Origin of the sequence: Geomonas limicola (genome assembly GCF_014193675.1) — a bacterium.
GTDB lineage: Bacteria > Desulfobacterota > Desulfuromonadia > Geobacterales > Geobacteraceae > Geomonas > Geomonas limicola.
Genome location: NZ_BLXZ01000003.1, coordinates 98,810 through 120,268, shown reverse-complemented (window position 1 = coordinate 120,268; position 21,459 = coordinate 98,810). Strand labels below are relative to the sequence as shown.

At 59.7% G+C, this 21,459-nt stretch carries 18 protein-coding genes and 1 other annotated feature; of the genes, 15 read left to right on the top strand and 3 right to left on the bottom strand.

Annotation, left to right across the window (positions count from 1 at the left end):
• The first annotated feature begins 120 nt into the window (after positions 1-120).
• The 9 genes from tsaB (at position 121) to H7688_RS07620 (ending at position 11,791) form a co-directional block, all read left to right on the top strand.
• Positions 121-813 carry a tRNA (adenosine(37)-N6)-threonylcarbamoyltransferase complex dimerization subunit type 1 TsaB gene (gene tsaB, locus H7688_RS07660; protein ID WP_183360486.1) on the top strand — a complete coding sequence of 231 codons (693 nt, stop codon included), beginning with the start codon at positions 121-123 and terminating at the stop codon, positions 811-813.
• 252 nt (positions 814-1,065) lie between these two features.
• The gene (gene ilvD, locus H7688_RS07655; RefSeq protein ID WP_183360485.1) at positions 1,066-2,727 is read left to right on the top strand and encodes a dihydroxy-acid dehydratase; all 1,662 of its coding nucleotides are present in this window, start codon (positions 1,066-1,068) and stop codon (positions 2,725-2,727) included.
• Between the two features lie 150 nt (positions 2,728-2,877).
• Entirely contained in the window at positions 2,878-4,575 is a 1,698-nt protein-coding gene (gene ilvB, locus H7688_RS07650) for a biosynthetic-type acetolactate synthase large subunit (protein ID WP_183360484.1), read from the top strand.
• A 217-nt stretch (positions 4,576-4,792) separates the two neighbouring features.
• Complete coding sequence (gene ilvN, locus H7688_RS07645) at positions 4,793-5,284, top strand: acetolactate synthase small subunit (protein WP_183360483.1); 492 nt, start codon at positions 4,793-4,795, stop codon at positions 5,282-5,284.
• Positions 5,285-5,507: 223 nt separating this feature from the next.
• Complete coding sequence (locus tag H7688_RS07640) at positions 5,508-6,167, top strand: phosphatidylserine decarboxylase family protein (RefSeq protein WP_183360482.1); 660 nt, start codon at positions 5,508-5,510, stop codon at positions 6,165-6,167.
• A 32-nt stretch (positions 6,168-6,199) separates the two neighbouring features.
• Positions 6,200-6,952: a CDP-diacylglycerol--serine O-phosphatidyltransferase gene (gene pssA, locus H7688_RS07635; RefSeq protein ID WP_183361014.1), complete on the top strand. Its 753-nt coding sequence runs from the start codon at positions 6,200-6,202 to the stop codon at positions 6,950-6,952.
• Positions 6,953-7,205: 253 nt separating this feature from the next.
• Positions 7,206-7,462: a binding site (T-box leader), on the top strand.
• Between the two features lie 159 nt (positions 7,463-7,621).
• Positions 7,622-9,166 carry a 2-isopropylmalate synthase gene (locus tag H7688_RS07630; protein ID WP_246329744.1) on the top strand — a complete coding sequence of 515 codons (1,545 nt, stop codon included), beginning with the start codon at positions 7,622-7,624 and terminating at the stop codon, positions 9,164-9,166.
• A 253-nt stretch (positions 9,167-9,419) separates the two neighbouring features.
• The gene (locus tag H7688_RS07625; protein ID WP_183360480.1) at positions 9,420-9,929 is read left to right on the top strand and encodes a hypothetical protein; all 510 of its coding nucleotides are present in this window, start codon (positions 9,420-9,422) and stop codon (positions 9,927-9,929) included.
• Between the two features lie 5 nt (positions 9,930-9,934).
• Positions 9,935-11,791, top strand: a complete 1,857-nt coding sequence (locus tag H7688_RS07620; RefSeq protein ID WP_183360479.1) for an MXAN_6640 family putative metalloprotease — start codon at positions 9,935-9,937, stop codon at positions 11,789-11,791.
• Between the two features lie 248 nt (positions 11,792-12,039).
• Here H7688_RS07620 and H7688_RS07615 read toward each other — a convergent pair whose 3' ends face one another.
• On the bottom strand, positions 12,040-12,243 hold the full coding sequence (locus H7688_RS07615) for a cold-shock protein (RefSeq protein ID WP_183350568.1): 204 nt from the start codon (positions 12,241-12,243) through the stop codon (positions 12,040-12,042).
• Between the two features lie 245 nt (positions 12,244-12,488).
• A complete protein-coding gene (locus H7688_RS07610; protein ID WP_183360478.1) occupies positions 12,489-13,517 on the bottom strand; it encodes an LOG family protein in 1,029 nt (342 codons plus the stop codon).
• Positions 13,518-13,683: 166 nt separating this feature from the next.
• Here H7688_RS07610 and H7688_RS07605 point away from each other — a divergent pair, with 166 nt between their 5' ends.
• The 6 genes from H7688_RS07605 (at position 13,684) to H7688_RS07580 (ending at position 20,433) form a co-directional block, all read left to right on the top strand.
• On the top strand, positions 13,684-14,967 hold the full coding sequence (locus tag H7688_RS07605) for a 3-isopropylmalate dehydratase large subunit (protein ID WP_183360477.1): 1,284 nt from the start codon (positions 13,684-13,686) through the stop codon (positions 14,965-14,967).
• A gap of 179 nt (positions 14,968-15,146) precedes the next feature.
• Complete coding sequence (locus tag H7688_RS07600) at positions 15,147-15,674, top strand: 3-isopropylmalate dehydratase small subunit (protein WP_183360476.1); 528 nt, start codon at positions 15,147-15,149, stop codon at positions 15,672-15,674.
• A gap of 277 nt (positions 15,675-15,951) precedes the next feature.
• Positions 15,952-17,487, top strand: coding sequence for a hypothetical protein (locus H7688_RS07595; RefSeq protein ID WP_183360475.1), 1,536 nt, complete (start codon positions 15,952-15,954; stop codon positions 17,485-17,487).
• Positions 17,488-17,546: 59 nt separating this feature from the next.
• Complete coding sequence (locus H7688_RS07590) at positions 17,547-18,260, top strand: MlaE family ABC transporter permease (RefSeq protein WP_371873137.1); 714 nt, start codon at positions 17,547-17,549, stop codon at positions 18,258-18,260.
• Between the two features lie 62 nt (positions 18,261-18,322).
• Entirely contained in the window at positions 18,323-19,393 is a 1,071-nt protein-coding gene (locus tag H7688_RS07585; protein ID WP_183360473.1) for an MlaD family protein, read from the top strand.
• Positions 19,394-19,539: 146 nt separating this feature from the next.
• The gene (locus tag H7688_RS07580; RefSeq protein ID WP_183360472.1) at positions 19,540-20,433 is read left to right on the top strand and encodes a carotenoid biosynthesis protein; all 894 of its coding nucleotides are present in this window, start codon (positions 19,540-19,542) and stop codon (positions 20,431-20,433) included.
• Positions 20,434-20,451: 18 nt separating this feature from the next.
• On the opposite strand, the gene H7688_RS07575 is transcribed toward H7688_RS07580, so the two are convergent.
• A complete protein-coding gene (locus H7688_RS07575) occupies positions 20,452-21,285 on the bottom strand; it encodes a protoglobin domain-containing protein (RefSeq protein WP_281379423.1) in 834 nt (277 codons plus the stop codon).
• Between the last annotated feature and the right edge of the window lie 174 nt (positions 21,286-21,459).

The window sequence follows — 21,459 nt, the reverse complement described above, 5'->3', positions numbered from 1 at the left end:
CCCTGAGATTGCCGTCTGCTCCTTAACCGGGACGTGGAACCCCTCTCCCGGAGGGCGAGGGGGAGTTGGAATCAGTCGGAAAAGCTGAACCGAGTCACCAATCTCGAGCAAAGGTTCCCCTTGAAGATCCTCACCATAGATACCTCCAGCAACTGTTCCTCGGTAGCCTTAAGTAACGGTGCGACCTTGCTCGGCGAGAGCATCCTTGGCGAGGACCGCAGCAGTTCCGGGCGCCTGCCGGACGCAATCGACAAACTCCTGGCCGCCGCCGGGCTTACCCCCGATGACCTGGATGCCTTTGCCACCTCGCTCGGTCCCGGTTCCTTTACCGGAGTCCGGGTCGGCATCGCCATGGTCAAGGGACTTGCGCTCGCTACTGGCAAACCGACGCTCGGCTTCTCGTCGCTTGCCATGCTCGCCATGAACCTGCCGCACTGCGCCTGCCAGGTGGCACCCCTGTTCGATGCGAGGAAACAGGAGGTCTACGCGGGTCTCTACCGGGTGACCGACCTCGCCCAGCCGCTGAGGGACGATGCAGTCCTGCCCCCCAAGGATTTTCTCGCCAGCATCGAAGCCCCCACCGTTTTCCTGGGGGAGGGCGCCCTGCGCTACCGTGAACTGATCGAGGCTACCCTCGGCGAGCTTGCCATCTTCCCCGCCTGGCACTGCCACCTGCCGCGCGCCGCTGCCGGGGCCACCCTGGCCCTCAATGATGCACTGGCTGAAAACTTCATACCGCTTCCCCTGCTGAACCCCCGCTACCTGCGCGCCTCCGAAGCCGAAATCGCCAAGCGCCGCAGGGAAGCAGCCTAAAGCTCTCAACGAGAAAAGGGGACAGGAACCTGACGGAGCCAGTCCCCTCCTGCCTAAAAACACCCAAATTTATCTTTTTACTCCCTTATTGTGTTAACGGCGTTTTATCGCCTGTTGACACCTCACACTTAATGTATTATGTTGTCCCTTCATACTAATTTAACCACGCTGAAATACAGCGTTTTTTCAACCAGACCAACTGCCGGTTTATCCACTTCAAACAGAAGGTGAGCCGGCCTTACGAGGGGTTTTATGCGCAGCGATACTATCACCCAAGGACTTGAGCGCACTCCGCACCGCGCGCTTCTCAAAGGAACCGGCCTGCCCCAGAGCGAGATGGGCAAGCCGTTCATCGGCATCGCCACCAGCTTCACCGACCTCATCCCCGGCCATGTCGGCATGCGCGACCTGGAGCGGTTCATCGAGAAAGGGGTGCACACCGGTGGCGGTTACTCCTTCTTCTTCGGAATCCCCGGGGTCTGCGACGGCATCTCCATGGGGCACAAGGGGATGCACTACTCGCTGCCGACCCGCGAACTCATCGCGGACATGGTGGAATCGGTTGCCGAGGCGCACCGGTTGGACGGCCTGGTACTCTTGACCAACTGCGACAAGATCACCCCGGGCATGCTGATGGCGGCGGCACGCCTCGACATCCCCTGCATCGTGGTCACCGCTGGTCCGATGATGAGCGGCCGCGGGGACGCCGGGCGCAAGTACTCCTTCGTCACCGACACCTTCGAGGCGATGGCCCGCTACAAGGCCGGCGTCATCGACGACAAGGAGTTGGCCCGCTGCGAAGAAAACGCCTGCCCGGGCATGGGTTCCTGCCAGGGGCTCTTCACTGCCAACACCATGGCCATCCTCACCGAGACCATGGGGATGAGCCTGCCGCGCTGCGGCACCGCGCTGGCAGTCTCGGCCTTAAAGCGCCGCATCGCCTTCGCCTCCGGTGAGCGCATCGTCGACATGGTGCACCAGAACATCACCCCGCGCTCCATCCTGACCCGCGAGGCCTTCGAGAACGCCATCCGCGTCGACCTCGCCCTGGGTGGCTCGTCCAATACCGTGCTGCACCTTCTGGCCATCGCCCGCGAGGCCGAGGTGGAGCTGCCGCTGGAAACCTTCGACATCCTCTCCAAGCAGACCCCGCAGATCGCCTCGATGAACCCGGCGGGCGAGCACTTCATGGAGGATCTCGACGCTGCCGGCGGTGTCGCCGGTGTCATGAAACAGCTGGGGGACAAGATCCACGACTGCCCGACCGTCTTCGGTCTCACTACGCATCAGCTCGCCGCCTCGCTGGCCGGGGTGGATGACGAGGTGATCCGCCCGCTCGACAAACCGGTGAAGAAGGAGGGTGGCATCGCCGTCCTTTTCGGCAACATCGCCCCCAAGGGTGCCGTGGTCAAGCAGTCCGGCGTCTCCGATGCCATGATGAAATTTACCGGTACCGCCCGCTGCTTCGACTCGGAAGAGAAGGCCATGGCAGCAATGATGGGTGGCGTGGTGAAGAGCGGCGACGTGGTGGTGATCCGCTACGAAGGTCCCAAGGGGGGGCCGGGGATGCGCGAGATGCTCGCCCCCACGGCGGCACTCATGGGGCTTGGCCTCGGTGACTCGGTGGCGCTCATCACCGACGGCCGTTTCTCCGGCGGTACCCGTGGCCCCTGCATCGGGCACATCTCTCCGGAAGCCGCGGTGGGTGGTCCGATCGCACTGGTCGAGGACGGCGACGCGATCGTGCTGGATATCCCGGCGCGCTCCCTGAAACTCATGGTGAGCGACGAGGTGCTGGCTGAACGGCGCAGCCGCTGGGTAGCTCCGGAACCCAAAATCAAGAAGGGGTGGCTCGCCCGTTACGCCAAGGTCGTCACCTCGGCCCACACCGGCGCGATCACCACGGCGGAGTAGCAGCAAAGGCAGCAGTAGAGGTTAAACCGAAGGTCGGAACACTTGGCACTCCTCCCTTACCGAGGGGGGAGCATGATGCCCCTTTACCAAGGGGTGACAACGTGCCCCTTTACAGAAGGGGACATTCACGGTTTTTCTTGAGGAGGGTTTATGAAGTTGAACGGCGCACGAATTTTGCTGGAATGTTTGAAACGGGAGGGTGTTGACACCATCTTCGGGTATCCCGGAGGTACCGTCATCAACCTGTATGACGAGCTCTTCTCCTTCAAGGAGATCAAACATATTCTGCCCCGCCACGAGCAGGCCGGCGTCCATGCCGCCGACGGCTACGCGCGAGCCACCGGCAAGGTCGGCGTCGCCATCGCCACCTCGGGACCGGGGGCTACCAATACCATCACGGCCATCGCCACGGCCTACATGGACTCGATCCCGATGGTGATCATCACCGGGCAGGTCCCGACCGCGCTGATCGGCAACGACGCCTTCCAGGAAGCCGACATCATCGGCATCACCCGCCCCTGCACCAAGCACAACTTCCTGGTGAAGGACGTCAAGGACCTGGCGCTCATCATGAAGAAGGCCTTCTACATCGCCCGTACCGGCCGTCCCGGCCCGGTGCTGGTCGATCTCCCCAAGGACGTGCAGATCGCCCAGACCGAGTTCGCGTATCCGGAGAGCGTGGAGATCCGCGGCTACAAGCCGACCGTCGAGGGGCACCCCAAGCAGATCGAGAAGGCGGTCGACGTGATGCTGCAGACCAAGAAGGCGGTCATCTACGTAGGTGGCGGCGTGATCCTCGGTAATGCGGCGGATGAGCTGACCAAGCTCGCGCACCAGCTCGGCATCCCGGTCACCATGACCCTGAACGGCCTGGGCTCCTTCCCCGAGGACGACGACCTGTCGCTGGGGATGCTCGGCATGCACGGTCACTACTGCGCCAACATGGCGGTCTCCAACTGCGATCTCCTGATTGCGGTGGCGGCCCGCTTCGACGACCGGGTCACCGGCAAGATCGCGGCCTTCGCACCGCATGCGAAGATCATCCACATCGACGTCGATCCGACCTCGATCAAGAAGAACGTGCGCGTCGACCTCCCCATCGTCGGGGACGTGCGCGAGGTGCTGATCCGCATGCTCAAGACCGTGGACAAGCACAAGGCAGAGGTCGAGACCCTGAAACAGAACCTCGCCCCCTGGATCGAGCAGATCAACGAGTGGAAGTCGAAACATCCGGTCACCTACAAGCAGACCGGCTCGACGATCAAGCCGCAGTACGTCATCCAGCGCCTGCGTGCGCTCTCCGCCCCCGACGCCATCCTGGCCACCGACGTGGGCCAGCACCAGATGTGGGTCGCACAGTTCTTCCAGTTCACCCGTCCCCGGACCCTGCTCTCCTCCGGCGGCCTCGGCACCATGGGCTTCGGCCTTCCCGCGGCCATGGGGGCCCAGGCGGCCTTCCCCGAGCGCCAGGTGCTGGCGGTCTGTGGCGACGGCGGCTTCCAGATGAACATGCAGGAGCTGGCCACCCTGGTCCAGAACCGGCTCAACGTGAAGATTGTCATCCTCAACAACAATTTCCTGGGGATGGTGCGCCAGTGGCAGGAGCTCTTCTTCGACAAGCGCTACTCGTCGACCTGCATGGAGCTCCCCATCGACTTCATCAAGCTCGCCGAGGCGTTCGGTGCGGTAGGTCTGCAGGCCAGCAAGGTCGACGAGGTAGATGCTGTCATCAAGAAGGCCTTCGAAATCGAGGGACCGGTACTCATGGAGTTCAAGGTGGCCCGGGAAGAGAAGGTGCTCCCGATGGTTCCGGCAGGGGCGTCGCTCACCGAGATGGTACTTACCTAAGCAATTGACAATGGACCGTTGACGATTGACGATGAAAACCTTGTCTCTTAGTCGATTGACCGTTTCTTGCCTTGGGCCATCCACTGCCGCAACTCGCATGCGGTACTGATAAAATTTGAGTCTCTTTGTCAATTGTCTATCGTTAATTGTCCATTGAGATCATCGAACCTCGTTGTCAATTGTCCATTGTCAATTGTCAATTGAATTTGGAGGGTTTATGAGACATACCATTGCAGTCCTCGTGGAAAACGAATTCGGCGTGCTGTCCCGCGTGGTGGGCCTTTTTTCCGGGCGCGGCTTCAATATCGACTCGCTTACGGTTGCTCCCACCAACGATGAATCACTCTCGCGCATCACGCTGGTGACCCGCGGGGATGAGCAGATTATCGAGCAGATCACCAAGCAGCTCAACAAGCTGATCGACGTCATCAAGGTCATCGACTTCGAACCGGAAAACGCCATCGAACGCGAAATGGTTCTGGTCAAGGTCTCCGCCGAGGACGAAAGCCGCGCCGAGGTACTGCGCATCGCCGACATCTTCCGGGCCAAGGTCATCGACGTTACGCCGAAGTCCTACACCCTGGAGGCGACCGGGGCGCCGGCGAAGGTCGCGGCCATGGTGGAACTCCTGCGCCCGCTCGGACTTAAGGAGTTGGTGAGCACCGGTCCGGTGGTGATCGGGCGCGGCGCCCGGGGCTGGAAGGGATAACGAAGCAAAACAAATCAAAGATTGCATGAGAGGCCGTTTTCGGGCTATACTCCGCGTTTGAAGTGCGGGGGGCCCGGCAACGGCCTTTTTGTTTACGCCGCAAGACCCGCACCTGGCAGCCCTGCCGCCTTCCATTCCCGTGCAGTACCCTGTTAGCAGTCGCGCCCTTTGCCGCACGACTGCCCGAGCTTCACGCTCTCATCACCGTTTATGAGGTAACTAGATGCGCAATACCAATACCCCGATCGCTGCCGAGGGGTACCCGTTCATTTTCGGAGCCCTGGCGCTCACCGTCCTTTTCGCACTGCTCGGGGTTAAGCTGCACGCCGGTTTCTTCGCAGCCGCTGGTTTTTTCTGCCTCCTTTCCGCCTTCATCGTGTTCTTCTTCAGAAACCCGGAGCGTGCTACCCCGAATCTGGAGCAGGGGGTCATCGCACCGGCGGACGGGGTCGTGATCTTCTCCGGTAAGGTCGTCGAGCCGCACACCCAGACCGAAATGGAGAAGGTGAGCATCTTCATGTCCGTGTTCAACGTCCACGTGAACCGCGCGCCGGTAACCGGGCGGGTGCTGGACAGCTTTTATACCAAGGGTAAATTCTACGATGTGCGCGACGAGCGGGCCACGTTCGAGAACGAGCAGCAGGGGCTGGTGCTTGAGACGAGCCCCGGCCAGAAACTGGTGGTCGTCCAGGTGGCAGGTCTCATCGCGCGCCGCATCGTCTGCTATGCCAAGGTCGGCGACCTGCTGACCCGGGGGCGCCGTTACGGTCTCATTCGTTTCGGTTCCCGACTCGATGTCTACCTGCCGCTCGGCACCAAGGTCAAGGTTGCCATGGGCGAGAAAACGGTTGCCGGAGAGACCGTCCTGGGGCTACTGCCGTGAGCGAAGACAAAGTGAAAATCGAACGGGAGGGGATGCGCAAGGGGATCTACATCCTTCCCAACCTGTTTACCGCGGGAAGCCTGTTCGCGGGCTTTTACTGCATGGTCTCTACGGTGAACGGCGACTACCGGACCGCTGCCCTCTGGATCCTGGCCTCCTCGATCTTCGATGGCCTGGACGGCAAGGTGGCGCGGCTTACCGGCACCGCCAGCAAGTTTGGCGTCGAGTTCGACTCGTTGGCCGACGTGGTCTCCTTCGGTGCCGCTCCGGGACTGCTCATGTACTGCTGGGCGCTGAAACCGTTCGGGCGGCTAGGGTGGCTGGCCGGTTTCCTGCTCCTGGTCTGCGCGGCACTCAGGCTCGCGCGCTTCAACGTCCAGGTCGAGACCGTGGAGAGCCGGCGCTTCGTGGGACTCCCCACCCCTGCCTCGGCCAGCATGGTCTCGGCGACCGTGCTCCTCTTTTACCATATGGGGTGGCCGAGCTCCTATAACCGGGTCGCCATCCTGGTGTTGATCTACTTCCTGGCACTGCTCATGGTTTCCAACGTGCGCTACAACTCGTTCAAGGACCCGAGCCTCATCAAGCGGCAGCCCTTTGCCTTCCTGGTCCTCGCGGTGCTCTTGCTGATCGTCATCGCCGCCGAGCCGGTGATCATGCTGTTCACCATCTTCATCTGCTACATCGCCTCCGGCCCGATCGGGTTCCTGATGACCTGGCCGCGCCGCCGCAGGCTGGAGAAGGCGCTGCACAAGGGGCACGAGGACCTGCGCAAACAGCCGTAACCTCTGCAATCCTCCTACCCGTTGATACTACGTCCCCTCTCCCCTTGCGGGAGAGGGACAGGTGAGGGGGAAGAGCCACCGATGCGCAGATGGCAGCTTCACCCACCCCCTGCCCCCTTCCCGTCAAGAGAGGGGGAGTAAAAGACGGGGGTTCTTGTTCGCTGCACCAAAGTTTTGCTGCATCAAAATAAAACAGCCGCACCGAAAAACCCCTTGACACCCGTCGGGGGTTTTTCTTATGATTCCCCGAAATTGAAAGGCAGTGACGAGGAGTAGTAGCCTTCTCCTTCCTCTACAGAGAGCCGGTGGGTGGTGCAAACCGGTGGGGAAGCAAGGTGAACTCGCCTTTGAGCCGCCGCAGCGAGAACTGTTCCACCGGTGTCCTTGGGCATGCGGGAGGGCTGGAGGTAGCTGCGGACGTCAGCCCGCGTAAAGGGCACAACGAGGTCCGTCGTCGGGCGGATGAATAAGGGTGGTACCGCGGAAGCTTCCAAAGCCTTCGCCCCTTGCTGGGGCGGAGGCTTTTTTTATGTGCGCGGGGCAGCTGCTAATTGTGCAGTAAACTGGCTCCATCACTGGTATTTTCCCGGATCTCTGTAATAATTAATTTCCCAGATGCCGCACTCACATGAACATCTGGATGGTCAACCATCAACAGGGGGTAGAGACGTGACAACAACGGAACCGAGAACGATCAAGATCTTCGACACCACACTCAGAGACGGGGAGCAGTCCCCCGGTGCCAGCATGAACATCGAGGAGAAACTTCGCCTCGCCCGTCAGCTGCAGAAGCTCAATGTGGACGTCATCGAAGCCGGTTTTCCGATCGCCTCCGAGGGTGATTTCGAGGCGGTCAAAAAGATCGCGCAGACCATCAAGGGGCCGGAAATTGCCGGCCTGTGCCGTGCGGGATTCAAGGACATCGACCGGGGTTGGGAGGCGCTGCAGTACGCCGAGGAGCGTGGACGCATCCACACCTTCATCGCCACCTCCGATATCCACATGAAGTACAAGCTGAAGATGACCCCGGCCCAGGTGCTCGAGGCCGCGGTCAAAGGGGTGAAGAGGGCCTGCGGCTACACCCCGAACGTGGAGTTCTCCTGTGAGGACGCCGTGCGCACCGAACTGAAGTTCCTGGCGGAGGTGGTGGGCGCGGTCATCGATGCCGGCGCCAAGGTGGTGAACATCCCCGACACCGTGGGCTACACCATTCCCTTCGAGTATTTCAACATCATCAAGTACCTGAAGGACAACGTCCCCAACATCGACAAGGCGATCCTCTCGGTGCACTGCCACAATGACCTGGGCCTCTCGGTCGCCAACTCGATCGCCGCCGTGCAGGCGGGCGCCGGCCAGGTGGAGTGCACCATCAACGGCATCGGCGAGCGCGCCGGCAACTGCTCGCTCGAGGAGTTCGTCATGGCCATCAGGACCCGTGGCGATATCCTCCCCTTCAAGACAAACGTGATCACCGAGCAACTCACCCCGGCAAGCCGTCTTTTGACCAGCGTGACCGGCATCGTGGTGCAGCCCAACAAGGCCATCGTCGGCGCCAACGCCTTCGCCCACGAGGCGGGGATCCACCAGCACGGCATGCTGATGGACAAGTCGACCTACGAGATCATGACTCCCGAGTCGGTAGGCCTCAAGGCGAGCGCGCTCGTTCTCGGCAAGCACTCTGGCCGTCACGCCTTCAAGAAGCGTCTCGAGGAGTTGGGGCACGACTTGGACGACGACAACCTGAACAAGGCGTTCGAGCGTTTCAAGGCGCTCGCCGACCTGAAAAAAGAGGTCTTCGACGAGGATCTGGACGCCATCGTTGCCGACGAGGTGATGCGCGTCAACGAGAAGTTCAAGCTCTCCCATATTACCGTTACCTGCGGTTCTTTCGCGGTTGCAACGGCGACGGTGCAGATGGAGATCGACGGCGAGCAGGTGCGCACTGCGGAGCTGGGGGATGGCCCGGTCGACGCGACCCTGAAGGCGATCAAGAAGCTCTCCAAGAGCGATGCCCGGCTGGTACAGTACAACGTCGGCTCGGTGACCGGTGGTACCGATGCCTTGGGCGAGGTTACCGTGCGTATAGGGCAGGGTGAGCGGGTGGTGATCGGCCGCGGTTCCTCCACCGATATCATCGAGGCCTCCGCAAAGGCTTATATCGATGCCCTGAACCGTCTGTTCTTCGCCTCCGAGCGCGACATCGAGCCGCTCTAGCCGAGATATCCGGTAGCTGATAAAAGGGGAGCCCGTCCGGCTCCCCTTTTACATTTTTTTACTTTTATTGCACCTCTCCCTGTGCGATGCTACGCCATACTGTCTCTGCCATCTGTGTCTCACTCTCGGCACATTCATTGCTCATATCCAGTTGCCTAAAGCTGCCCGTCTTGCTGTGACAGGATGCCTGTCATGCAGATTCGGGCTGATAGCTTCCCGTCGCAGTAGCAGAAGTATCGCTCGGGAGTCGGCCATGCCCTCTGTCTTTCGGATATTTTTGACCATAACCTTGGTGGCCGTCATTTGTTTGACGGCGAACGCAGCCGCACGACGGCCCGGGCAGTGGAAATTCCTTCACTTTGACGGCAAAGATTTCGTCCCCGGCAGGTCAGGAGATCAATCTCCCAGCGTCGCACTCAAAACTGGGATGCGCCCGGTCGTCCAAACCAAGGGAGATCCGGTGGAAGTCCCTTTGCCCAATGGCATGGGGGCGATCGTAGGGGTCTGCTTCACCGAGGTATTGGGAGGGAAGTTGAAGACCGGGCGGCCAAGGTCGCTTTTGTATCCGCAGTTACCCGTCGAGATTCGCTCGGGCAGTCGACTCGTCTTGAGTACGCAGACCGATGAACAGGGTTTTTTCCAGGCGGTGCTGCCGGCAGGAACCTACCAGGTGGCCGGCAGTCGGGGAGATGTCGAGGTGAACGTCGCAGAGGGCGTCACCACCATGATTTCATTACGCGTTGGCAAAAGGATGGTGGATTAGTGAGAGTGAAAACGATAACCGGGCAGATTTTCACACTGTTGGTGCTGCTCCTGCCGGCGTTTGCAGCTGCGGGGACTCTTGACGATTACTATTTGGCGCGGTTGGCTCCAGGGTACGCTGGTGCCGGTTCTGCCGCGACAGGGGTGGTCGCCAAAAACGCGGTCCCCTTTGCGGATAGATCTCTTACCATGGTCAGGCATGCTGCCGTCAGGGACTGGGCCCAGCTTGAGCCGGCCACTCAAAAGGTCCTGGCAAAAGTGATGGCGGCCCCACCAGTCCTCGCCGGCGAGAGGGTCTGCGTGCCGGTGAACGGACACTTTACCATCCACTACGCGACCACCGGTGCCGATAAACCCAACCTCACCGACGCCAACGGCAACAATGTCCCGGACTGGGTGGAAACGGTTGCGGGGGTCTTCGAATACGTCTACTCCGTCGAAGTGACCAAGATGGGCTACCAGCCGCCTCCGGGGACTACCTACCACGTATATCTTCAGAGTCTTGCCTCGCAGAGTGCCTACGGGTTCACTTCGGACTATTATTCCCCCTCATTTCCGCCGCTGCCGGTGAAGTCGGTGCCGACCTACATCACCATCGACAATGGCTTTACCGATCCGGTATACGGCAGCTTTACCCCGCTGCAAAGCCTCAGGGTGACTGCGGCACATGAATTCCACCACGCAATTCAGTTCGGCTACAACTACTATTTCGATCCCTATTATGCGGAGATGACCTCCACCTGGATGGAAGATGAGGTCTACGATTCGGTCAACCAGCTCTACAGCTACCTGGTGAGTTATCTTCCCGATACCAACACCATTGCGCTCAATCAGCCGCTCAATAACGATCTTTCCCCGTACGGTCGCTGGATATTTAACCGGTATCTTGCCGAATTGCACGGCAGTCGGACCGTGGTGCGGTCTTTCTGGGAACAGCTGGGGACGGTAGCGGCACCATCCAACCATAGCGACATTGCAGCCTTGCCGGTACTCGACCAGGTGCTGAACCAGAATCTCGGCAACAATTTTTTCGGGTTTGCGAAGAAAATTTTCCTGAAAGATTGGTCCTCGCACGTAGGGGAAGTTAGCCTCATCCCGTCGGTGTCAGTTCCCCAGGTGCGAACCTTTACGGCACACGGCAGCATTGTTGCCCCCATCAATGTGCTGACTACGCCCTATACCTTTGCCTATTACAAGTACCTGCCATCCTCAGCCGACGGGCAGGATCTCACCCTTACCTTCCCCGGTCTCTCCTCGTCGTTGGCAGTTACGGCCTTCAAGGTAAGCACGTTGGGGACTCAGGAAATTCCGTACAACGCGGGTACCCAGTCCATAGTAGTCCCTGCGTTCACGTCCGATGCGACCGTCTATCTGCTGGTTTGCAACAATGGTAACGGCAACATGCAGGCACCTGTGGCACTTACCTTCCCGGCCGACGGTGCCACCACGCTGGATGGTAGCTTGCTGGATGCCAACGCTCTCGCTATTCCGGCTCAGGATCCCATTCCCGTTACCCCCGCTGCAACTTCCGGCGGCGGAGGAGGTGGCTGCTTCATCGCGACCGCCGCTTACGGAAGCTACCTGCACCCGAAGGTGGCTCTGCTGCGTGAATTCCGCGATCACTACCTGTTGACCAACGCACCCGGCCGCCTTTTCGTGGCCTGCTACTACAAGGTGAGCCCGCCGATCGCGAACTTCATCGCCCGTCATGAAACGCTGCGCTTGATAACCCGGCTTCTGCTCACCCCGATCGTGTTTGCTGTCGAACACGGTATGCTGACTCTCGCTCTGTTGATCGGTTGCCTTGCTGCCTTTGTGGCACAGCAACTACGATTGCTGCGTAGACAGGCTTCCGAAAGCTAGCACACTAATCGTGTCTCATTTATCGGGAATGTAGATTTCGGGAAGTGAGCTGTTTCCTTAGAAAGGTGACAACATTTGCCTGGAAGTGGAAACTTTTTCAGAAAAGGTGACATCCTTCAACCAGAAGGATATTCACTCTAAAAGTAACACCTGTCGCGTGATCCGAAATTGTCGTAGCAAACACATAAAAAAAGGCCCCGCCGATTCCGGCGGGGCCTTTTTGTTGTGCTGTCTGCGTCGTTGCTCGATTAGCCGAGTTTCTTGACGTTAGCAGCCTGCAGACCTTTCGGGCCGTTGGTCACATCGAAGGAGACCGACTCGCCTTCGGCCAGGGACTTGAAGCCTTCCCCGGTGATTGCGGAGAAGTGCACGAATACGTCCTCGCCGTTCTCCTGCTCGATGAAACCGAAACCTTTAGCGTCGTTGAACCATTTAACCTTGCCCTGTGCCATTGTCCTGCCTCCTTTTTCAGACCTCCGGTACTCTGCCGGATCTACGTTTCTGCTGCAATTTCCGGAGAGTTCTTCGGCATGAAAGGGCTCAAAGGAAGCGGGACTTCTCTCTGGCTTTTCGTCGCTACAAACTTCCGAAACTAGCTGCTGGCGTAAAAATTAACAGGGTATAATAACCTTGTCAAGAAAATATTTAAAAAACAATTTTTTTCTTGCATTTCCGTTTTTACGCTACCTTCGGGGGTTTAGAAGGTATTCAGCCGCCGGATAAAGGCGATGAGTAGCCCGTAATGCTGGTGGTGGAAACGGAATGCTATTCTCGGCAGATCGACCAGGTCCGGTTCGTCGGCCTCCTCCGGACGTGCCGCCACCGCCTGAATGTGACTTCCCGGCATGCGCAGTTCGGGGAATTCGTTTTCCAGCATCTCGATCTGTTCCGGTGCAAGCTCCTTGGTCAACCGGATCACCAGGTCGCCGTTCACGAACCGGATCGAGTGGTACACGGTGTAAAACTCTTCGATGACCTGCACCGCCTCCTCGTAACTCTTGGTGATGGTGAAGAGCGAGAAGTCTTCCGGCGAGATGAACCCGCCTACCAGGAGACGCTCCTTCAAAAACCGGAACCAATGCTCCCAGTATCCCTCCTCGTCGTCCACCAGTACCAGCGGCTTGGGAGAGGTCTTCCCGGTCTGGATCAGGGTGAAGACTTCCATTGCCTCATCGAGGGTGCCGAAGCCACCCGGGAACACGGCGATCGCATCGGCCTCCTTCACGAAGGCCACCTTGCGGTTGAAGAAGTACTTGTAGGTGATGAGCCGGGGATTCTTCAGCATGACCGAGTTCGCGCTCTGCTCGAAGGGGAGCCGGATGTTGGCCGCGAAAGACGATTCGCTGCCGGCCCCCTCGTTGCCGGCCTGCATGATGCCGCCGCCACCGCCGGTAATGATCATGTAGCCGTGGTCGGACAGGAGCTTGGCGAACTGCGCGCACTTGATGTACATCGGCTCGTCGGACATGGTGCGCGCGGAGCCGAAGATGGTGACTTTCTTCTTGTTGCGGTAGGGTGCAAACACCAAGGTGGTGTAGCGCATCTCCTTCATGGTGTTGCTCAGCAGCTTCAGGTCCGCGAGGTAGTCGGTGTCCTGCCCGGCCTTCAGGGCCGAGAGGATCATCTCCCGCACCAGGTGGGGGTGGTGAATATCACCTGCTTTCTCAAGGAGCTCATCGATCAGGTCGTCTACTTCTCCGTTGGTTCTGGTAAAGCGCAGTTGCATTTAGGGCTCCCTTCGGTTGTCGAGTCGGCTGATTATAGCATGGTTGTTATCACAGGCAAATGTTTAATATAATTGAACAAAGATTAGTTTGATTTGTGGCACTTATTTGGTTTATTGTGACCGCTAGAGAAAACCATCCCACTTACATAAAAGGAAGCTTTTACTTATGGGTATGACAACTGCTCAGAAGATATTCGCCGCGCATCTGGTCGATGAGCCGTTTGCCGGGACCAAGGTACTGAAAATAGACGTGGTGATGTGCCACGAAATCACCACCCCGATCGCCATCGCCGACCTGATGGCGCGCGGCAAGGATCGGGTCTTCGATCCGACCAAGATAAAAGCCGTTATCGACCACGTTACCCCGAGCAAGGACTCCAAGACCGCCACCCAGGCGAAGATGCTGCGCGACTGGGCCCGCCGCCACGACATTAAGGACTTCTTTGATATCGGTGCCAACGGCGTCTGCCATGCGATCTTCCCCGAAAAGGGCTTCATCCGTCCGGGCAACACCGTAATCATGGGCGACTCCCACACCTGCACCCACGGCGCCTTTGGGGCCTTCGCTGCTGGCGTGGGGACCACCGACCTCGAAGTCGGCATCCTGAAGGGCGTCTGCGCCTTCCGCGAGCCGAAAACCATCCGGGTGAACCTGAACGGTACCCTCCCCAAAGGGGTCTTCGCCAAGGACGCCATCCTGCACGTGATCGGCAACCTCGGCGTGAACGGCGCCACCGACCGCGTCATCGAGTTCGGCGGCCCGATCGTGGGCCAGATGAGCATGGAGTCCCGCATGACCCTGTGCAACATGGCCATCGAGGCGGGCGGCACCTCCGGGATCTGTGCACCGGACATGGTCACGGTCGAGTACCTCTGGCCCTTTATCTCGGAAAACTTCGCGTCCAAGGAAGCGGCGCTGGCCGAGTACGGCGTGTGGGCTTCCGATGCGGATGCCGAGTATGACAAAGTTATCGACCTCGACCTCTCAAACCTTGAGCCGCTCTGCACCTTCGGCTACAAACCGGACCAGGTGAAGCCGATCTCCGAGATGGCCGGCGCTCCTGTCGACCAGGTCTACCTCGGCTCCTGCACCAACGGCCGCCTCGAGGACCTGCGCATCGCAGCCCAGGTGCTGAAGGGTAAGAAGATTGCCCCGACCGTGCGTGCTATCCTGTCGCCGGCCACTCCGCATATCTACCAGCAGGCCAACGCCGAGGGGCTCATCGAGATCTTCATGTCCGCAGGTTTCTGCGTCACCAACCCGACCTGCGGTGCCTGCCTCGGCATGAGTAACGGCGTCCTGGCCGAAGGCGAAGTCTGCGCCTCGACCACCAACCGCAACTTCATGGGGCGCATGGGCAAGGGGGGCATGGTCCACCTGCTCTCCCCGGCGACTGCCGCGGCCTCGGCCATCGAAGGAAAGCTCGCAGACCCGAGGAAGTACCTGTAAGGCAATTGACGATTGACGGTTGACAATTGACGATTAAAACCTCGGTTCCAACTGCTTTGCCGATTGACTTCGTGCGAACCTAACGACAGAACGATTGATACCGGATGGAAGCAAGGCCTTTGACTTCAATTGTCAATTGTCCATTGTCAATCGTTCATTGATTCTAAAAGGAGATTACTATGAAAACTTTTGGTGGCCCGGCACTTTTTCTGGACCGCAGCGACATAAACACCGATGAGATCATCCCGGCGAAATACCTCACCGAGATCACCAAGGAAGACCTGAAGCCCTACCTGCTGGAGGACCTCAAACTTCCGGGCTTCGATCCCAAAGCTGAGAAGACCCGCTCCGCTGGCGTCGTGGTAGCCCGCGCCAACTTCGGTTGCGGCTCCTCGCGCGAGCACGCACCCTGGGTATTCGAGGTGAACGGCATCACCGCCGTCATCGCCGAGTCCTTCGCCCGGATCTTCCGCCAGAACATGTTCAACTGCGGCATGGCAGCCATCGAGCTCCCGGCAGGGCAGATCGACAAGCTGTTCGGCTACGCCGACGTCGCCGATGCCTCCATCGCCATCGATGTGGAGGGGCAGCGCCTTACCATCAAGGGGGGCGGGCGTGAGGAGAGTGTTTCCTTCGAAATCTCCCCCTTCGACAAGGCGCTGGTGCTGGCCGGCGGCTGGGTCGACTACGCCGATACCAAGTACTGATTCCAGGATGCCACACCGCCTGGGCAGCTCGAGACTCTGGGCAGACTGCCGAAGAGCCTTGGCGCTGTTCGTTGTAACGGGGCAGGGGACCGAGAGGTCCCCTGCCTTTTCTTTTCCCCATCCAGGAGCGCTGCCGTGCAACCTGGGCCGGCAATCGAGCTGCGGTCATTAAGGGGTTAGCGAATACCGCCAGGCGGCATTATTTGATTGACTACCCCTAATAGCAGCAGTTAGTATCGCTAGTTATTTCGCACCACGAACCGTTGCCCAGAGAGTCATGTCCCGTATTACGACACATATAGCTGTTCTGATTACCCTCTGCGCCCTGATTCAACCGGCGCTGGCAGCTCAGGACTCCAGCGCGGCTCAACCGGCTCAACCGGCTCAACCGGCTCAACCGGCTCAACCGGTGCAGACTGCCCAGGCCAGCCCACAGGGCCAGGGGACCATCTTCACCCTCTGGCCGCTGGTGGATTACCGGACCAGCCCGGCGGAGGGGTACAGTAACCTCTCGCTGCTCGGCCCGATCTTCAAGTTCCAGAACAAGGGGGAGGACCGGGATACCGCATTCCGACCGCTTTTTTATCGCAAGGACCGCAGCAAGGGGACCGCGCACTCCACCTATTTCCTGTACCCGGCCGCCTTTCACGAGAACACGCCCGACTCCGATACCTACGAGGTGATGCGGCTGTTCCAGGTCTCCAACTTCCGCAAGGAGGAGGGGGACAAGCAAAACGGCACCACGACGCTTTTGCCGTTCTACGTAGCCGGGGAGTCTCCCAAACGCGGCAAGTATCGGGCCTTCATCCCGTTTTACGGTGACATCTACGACCGGTTCTGGCGTGACGAGTACCACATGGTCATGTTCCCGCTCTACGGTTCCACAGTGAATCGCGGCACCACGACGAAGCACTACCTCTATCCGATCTTCTCCACCACGAGCGGCGAGAACGAGACCGGCTTCGAGGTGTTCCCGCTCTACGGGCAGTCGCACAAGGAGGGGGTGTACCGGAAGCGCTTCGTGCTCTGGCCCTTCTACACCAGCGAGACGACCGGGATGAACACCGACAACCCGACCGACAAGGCGACCCTGTTCCCGATCTACTCCCGGACCGATTCGCCCAAGAAAACCTCGCGCACTTACCTGTGGCCGTTCTTCGGGTACACTGAGGACCGGGACAAGCAGTACAAGGAAGTCGATTACTTCTGGCCTTTCATCACCACGGTGCGCGGCGAAAAGCGAAACGCCAACAGCTTCCTGCCGCTCTACGCGCACGACGAGCGTCCGGGCGCCGAGAAGACCTGGTACCTGTGGCCTCTGTTCAAACGCGAGCAGATGCACTCGGACATCTTCAACCAGGACCAGGACCGGGTGCTCTACTTCCTGTTCCGGGACAACCGTGAAATGTGGCCCAAGGACGGCAGCACCCGACGGCGTACCGCCATGTGGCCGCTGTTTCTCTACACCAAGAGTCCCGAGGGGGTATCGGGCTTCTCCTTCCCGGCACCGGTCGAATCGATCCTGGACAAGGAGGGGATCGAGGAAAACTGGGCTCCCCTGTGGCGCCTTTACCAGCGGCACTGGGACGAAAGCGGCAACTCCGCCACCTCGATCCTCTGGAACCTGTTCTGGGAGGAGCGTCGCGGACCGGAACTCGCCTACGAGCTGTTCCCGCTGATCTCCTACCGCCGCACCACCAAGGCGCGGGACCTGAAACTGCTTAAAGGATTGGTGAGCCTGAAGCACGAGGGCGACGAGCATGAGCTCAGCCTCTTCTGGCTCCCCTTCGGCCTGAAATGGGGGGGGACGTGACAGAATTCGTAGGACGCATCGGCAAGAGGATCCTCTATTTCAACCAGGTGCTGGGCGAAATGGTCATCCTGCAGGGGAGAATCTTCTACTACTTCAGGGAGGCACATCGCAACGTGCCGAGCATCCTGACCCAGATGGCCATTATCGGTGCCGACACCCTTCCCGTCGCCTCGGTGATGTCCTTTTTCGTCGGAATGGTGCTCGCCCTGCAGACCGGCGTGGAGCTCAACAAGTACGGCGGCCAGAACATCATCGGCGCCATCGTCGGGCACTCCATGGTGCGCGAACTGGGGCCGGTCATGACGAGCTTCCTGGTTGCCGGCCGCGTTGGTTCGGCGATGACCGCGGAGCTCGGGGTCATGACGGTGTACGAGGAGATCGACGCGCTGCGCACCCTCGACATCGACCCGGTGCGCTACCTCGCCATGCCGCGTTTCATCGGCTGCCTGATCTGTGTTCCGGCCCTGGTCATCTATTCGGACTGCATCGGGATCATCGGCGGGGCGCTCATCAGCAACCTGCACCCGCAGATCTTCGTCTCGTACTCCACCTATTACGACAGCCTGACCGCCGCCCTTAAAATCAAGGAGATCGGCATCGGTCTCACCAAGGCGGTCGTTTTCGGTTCGCTGGTCGCGCTGGTTGCCTGTTACGTCGGCTTCAGCACCTCGGGCGGTGCCCGGGGGATCGGCGAATCCACCACCCGTTCCGTGGTCCTCTCCTTCATGTTGATCCTGGTCGCTGACTACATCCTGACCAGGCTCCTCATGTAGCCCGTACCGCTTCTTGTAGTGAGGCACCCGCGTGTCTCGTGTATTTCCGGAGGTTACTGCCCATGGCTCTCTCGGTAGAGAAAAAAGTCGGCATGTTTTTTTTGATTGGCCTGATCGTACTCGGCATCCTGCTCGAGGTGGGGGAGAAGTGGAATCCCTTTGAGAAGAACGTACCCTACAAGACCTTCCTGACCAGCATCACCGGTCTTAAGGTCGGTGATCCGGTGCGCCTGGCCGGTGTCGACGTCGGTCGCATCACCAAGATATCGATCCTCTCGGACAAGATCCAGATCGATTTCGAGGTGAAACCGGGGACCCAGGTCCATACCGACACCGTGGCGGGGCTCAGGCTCACCAACCTGTTGGGCGGCCAGTTCCTGGGGCTCTCCTTCGGCACCCCGAGCGCGCCGCTTTTGCAGCCGGGGAGTACGGTGACCGGCAAGGACGTTGCCAACATCGACATCATCGTCGACAACGTAAGCGACCTGACCAAGGACGCCAAGGCGTTCATCACCAGCCTGAACAAGAACCAGGACGACGTGCTCAAGAAGATTTCGGCGATGCTGGAGGAAAACCGCGGGAACCTGAAGGGGACGGTGGCCAACCTGAACAGCATCACGGCGAAGCTTGACCGCGGCGACGGGTCGCTGGCCCTGCTGCTCAACGACAAGAAGCTCTACAGCGACACCAGCGCCACCATGGCGAACCTGAACGCGGTGACCGCGAAGATCCAGAGAGGCGAGGGGACCATCGGCAAGCTGGTGAACGACGACGCCTTCTACAAGGACGCCACCGCGGTGGTGGCCGACCTCAAGACCGGGGTGAAGGATCTCAACGCCGGGATGAAGAACGTGAACGAGATCACCGCGAAGATCAACCGCGGCGAGGGGACCATCGGCAAGCTGGTGAACGACGACACCATGTACAACCGGCTGAACGACGCCTCCAAGGACATCGGCGAGATCGCGCGCAAGGTGAACTCCGGTCAGGGGACCATCGGCAAGCTGATCAACGAGGACAACCTGTACCGCGACACCACGGCGACCCTGAAAAAGGCGGAGCGCGCCATGGAGGGCCTGGGCGACACCGGCCCGATCTCGGTGTTGGGCTCCATTATCGGTACGCTCTTCTAGACAGGGAGTAAGAGGATAACCCCGATCAAACAGGGATGAATGGGATTAATGGGATGGAAAACCAGTCTTTATCCCTTTTATCCCATTCATCCCTGTTCTTTTAGGTTTTATCCTGTTTATCCCGTTATCCCTGTTAAAGGTTCGCAATGCACGACATCCTGCACATCCTGGTCGGCACCGTCACCATGCGCCCCTACGTCTTCGCCTTCTTCGCCAGCTACCTGGTGGCGGCGGTGCTGCACCTAGGCTGGCGCAAGACCATCTGGTTTACGGTGGCGGGCTACCTGATCGCCTTCGCTTCGGAAGTCTCCTCGATCAACAACGGCTTCCCCTACGGCTGGTACTACTACATCGACACCACCCGTAACGACGAACTCTGGATCGCCGGTGTGCCGTTTTTTGACTCGCTCTCCTACGTGTTCCTCACCTACTGCAGCTACGGCACGGCACTGCTGGTCATCTCTCCCCTGAAGCGGATCCGCCGCGACCTGGTCTCCCTGGAAACCCACCGCTTGCGCCGCTCCTTCTCGGTCCTCCTCCTCGGGTCGCTCTTCCAGGTGTTCCTGGACATCGTCACCGATCCCGTCGCCTTGCAGGGGAGGCGCTGGTTCCTGGGGCAGATCTACGGATACCGCGAGGTCGGCACCCACTTCGGCGTGCCGCTTTCCAACTACCTCGGGTGGTGGCTGGTGAGTGCCCTGTTGGTCGCGGCCCTGCAGCTCATCGACCGTTTCGTCAAGGAACCGGAAAAACCGGCCGGGGTCGCAAAAGCTCCCTACCGCTCGTTCTACGCCCCCTTTCTCTACCTCTGCGTGATTGCCTTCAACCTGGCGGTCACCTTCTACATAGGGGAGAAGCTGATGGGGCTCACCGGCGTCTTCATCTACACGCTCCCCATCGCGATCTGCTCGGTCCTGCTCGTCAACCGGGTGAACCGGTACCTCAAGGAAGACCTGGCCGAGCACCTCTCCGATTTCCCCTGGTCCCCCGCCGCCGAAGGGAATCTGGTGCAGAGCCGGAACCAGCGCCGTTCGTCCTGAACGGCGCCCGTCGATCTCTCAGGTTTTACTCTCCTCGTCGTCCTCGCTGAGCCCCTCCAGGGCGCGCATCTGCCGCTGATAGCACTCCGGACAGAGCCCGTGGCTGAACAGCGCCTGGGAATGCTCGGAGATGTACTGCTCCAGTTGCTGCCAGCTCTCCTTATCGTTTCTGATCTTCTTGCAGACTCCGCAGATAGGAATCACACCTTCCAGACGTTTCACCGCGGCCAGCGCGCGCTCCAGCTGGATCACCTTCTCCTCCAACTGCTCGGTCCGCTCCGCCACCTGCAGCTCCAGGCTCAGCGCATAGCTCTCGGCGCTCGTGCGTGCCTGCTCGATTTCCCCCAACAGGCTGCGCAGGTAGCTGTCGAAGACCAAGGTGATGTCGAAGTAGATGAGCTTCTCCAGGGCGCGGGCCGTGCGGTCGAGCCGCTCGTGGTCGGCGATGTGGCGCTCGAAGACCCGGTAGATGATGTCCTTCAGGGTCTTCACCGCCGCAAGGTAGAGCTGTGGGGCGATCCCGACCCGCCGGTGCACCAGCCCGATGCGCAGCCGGTTGGTTACGTAACTGTGGCCGGTGTGACCGCAGAAAAGGCCGAGCACGTAGCGTCGTTCGGCGCTGCGCAGGCGTCGGAGCACCGCGTCGTCCTTCAGGTAATCCGCCATTTCCTCGAAGCGCGCCTGGGCCGCAAGGTACTCCGTGATGATCTGCTCCAGTTCCGCTTCGATGAACCCCCTGCAGCGGTTCAAGAGCACATCATCGTCGGCGGTGAGGTGCAAGAAAACTCTCCGGCGCAGGATTTCGAGGTCAGTTATCTGTATATGCGCGTGCAATCCGTACTCTAGTCTCATTGTCGTGAGCTTTAACTTATGACCCGGTCTTAGTTAGTAGAACTCCGATACTTCTACGATACTTCCAGATGACCCTCCTGCACGATCATTGCAGCGTTTTAAAGTAACCTCGGTGACTAACTAGGTGAGATTCATGCTTATTTGATTGTACGCCCGGCCCAGGTAAGCTCACAA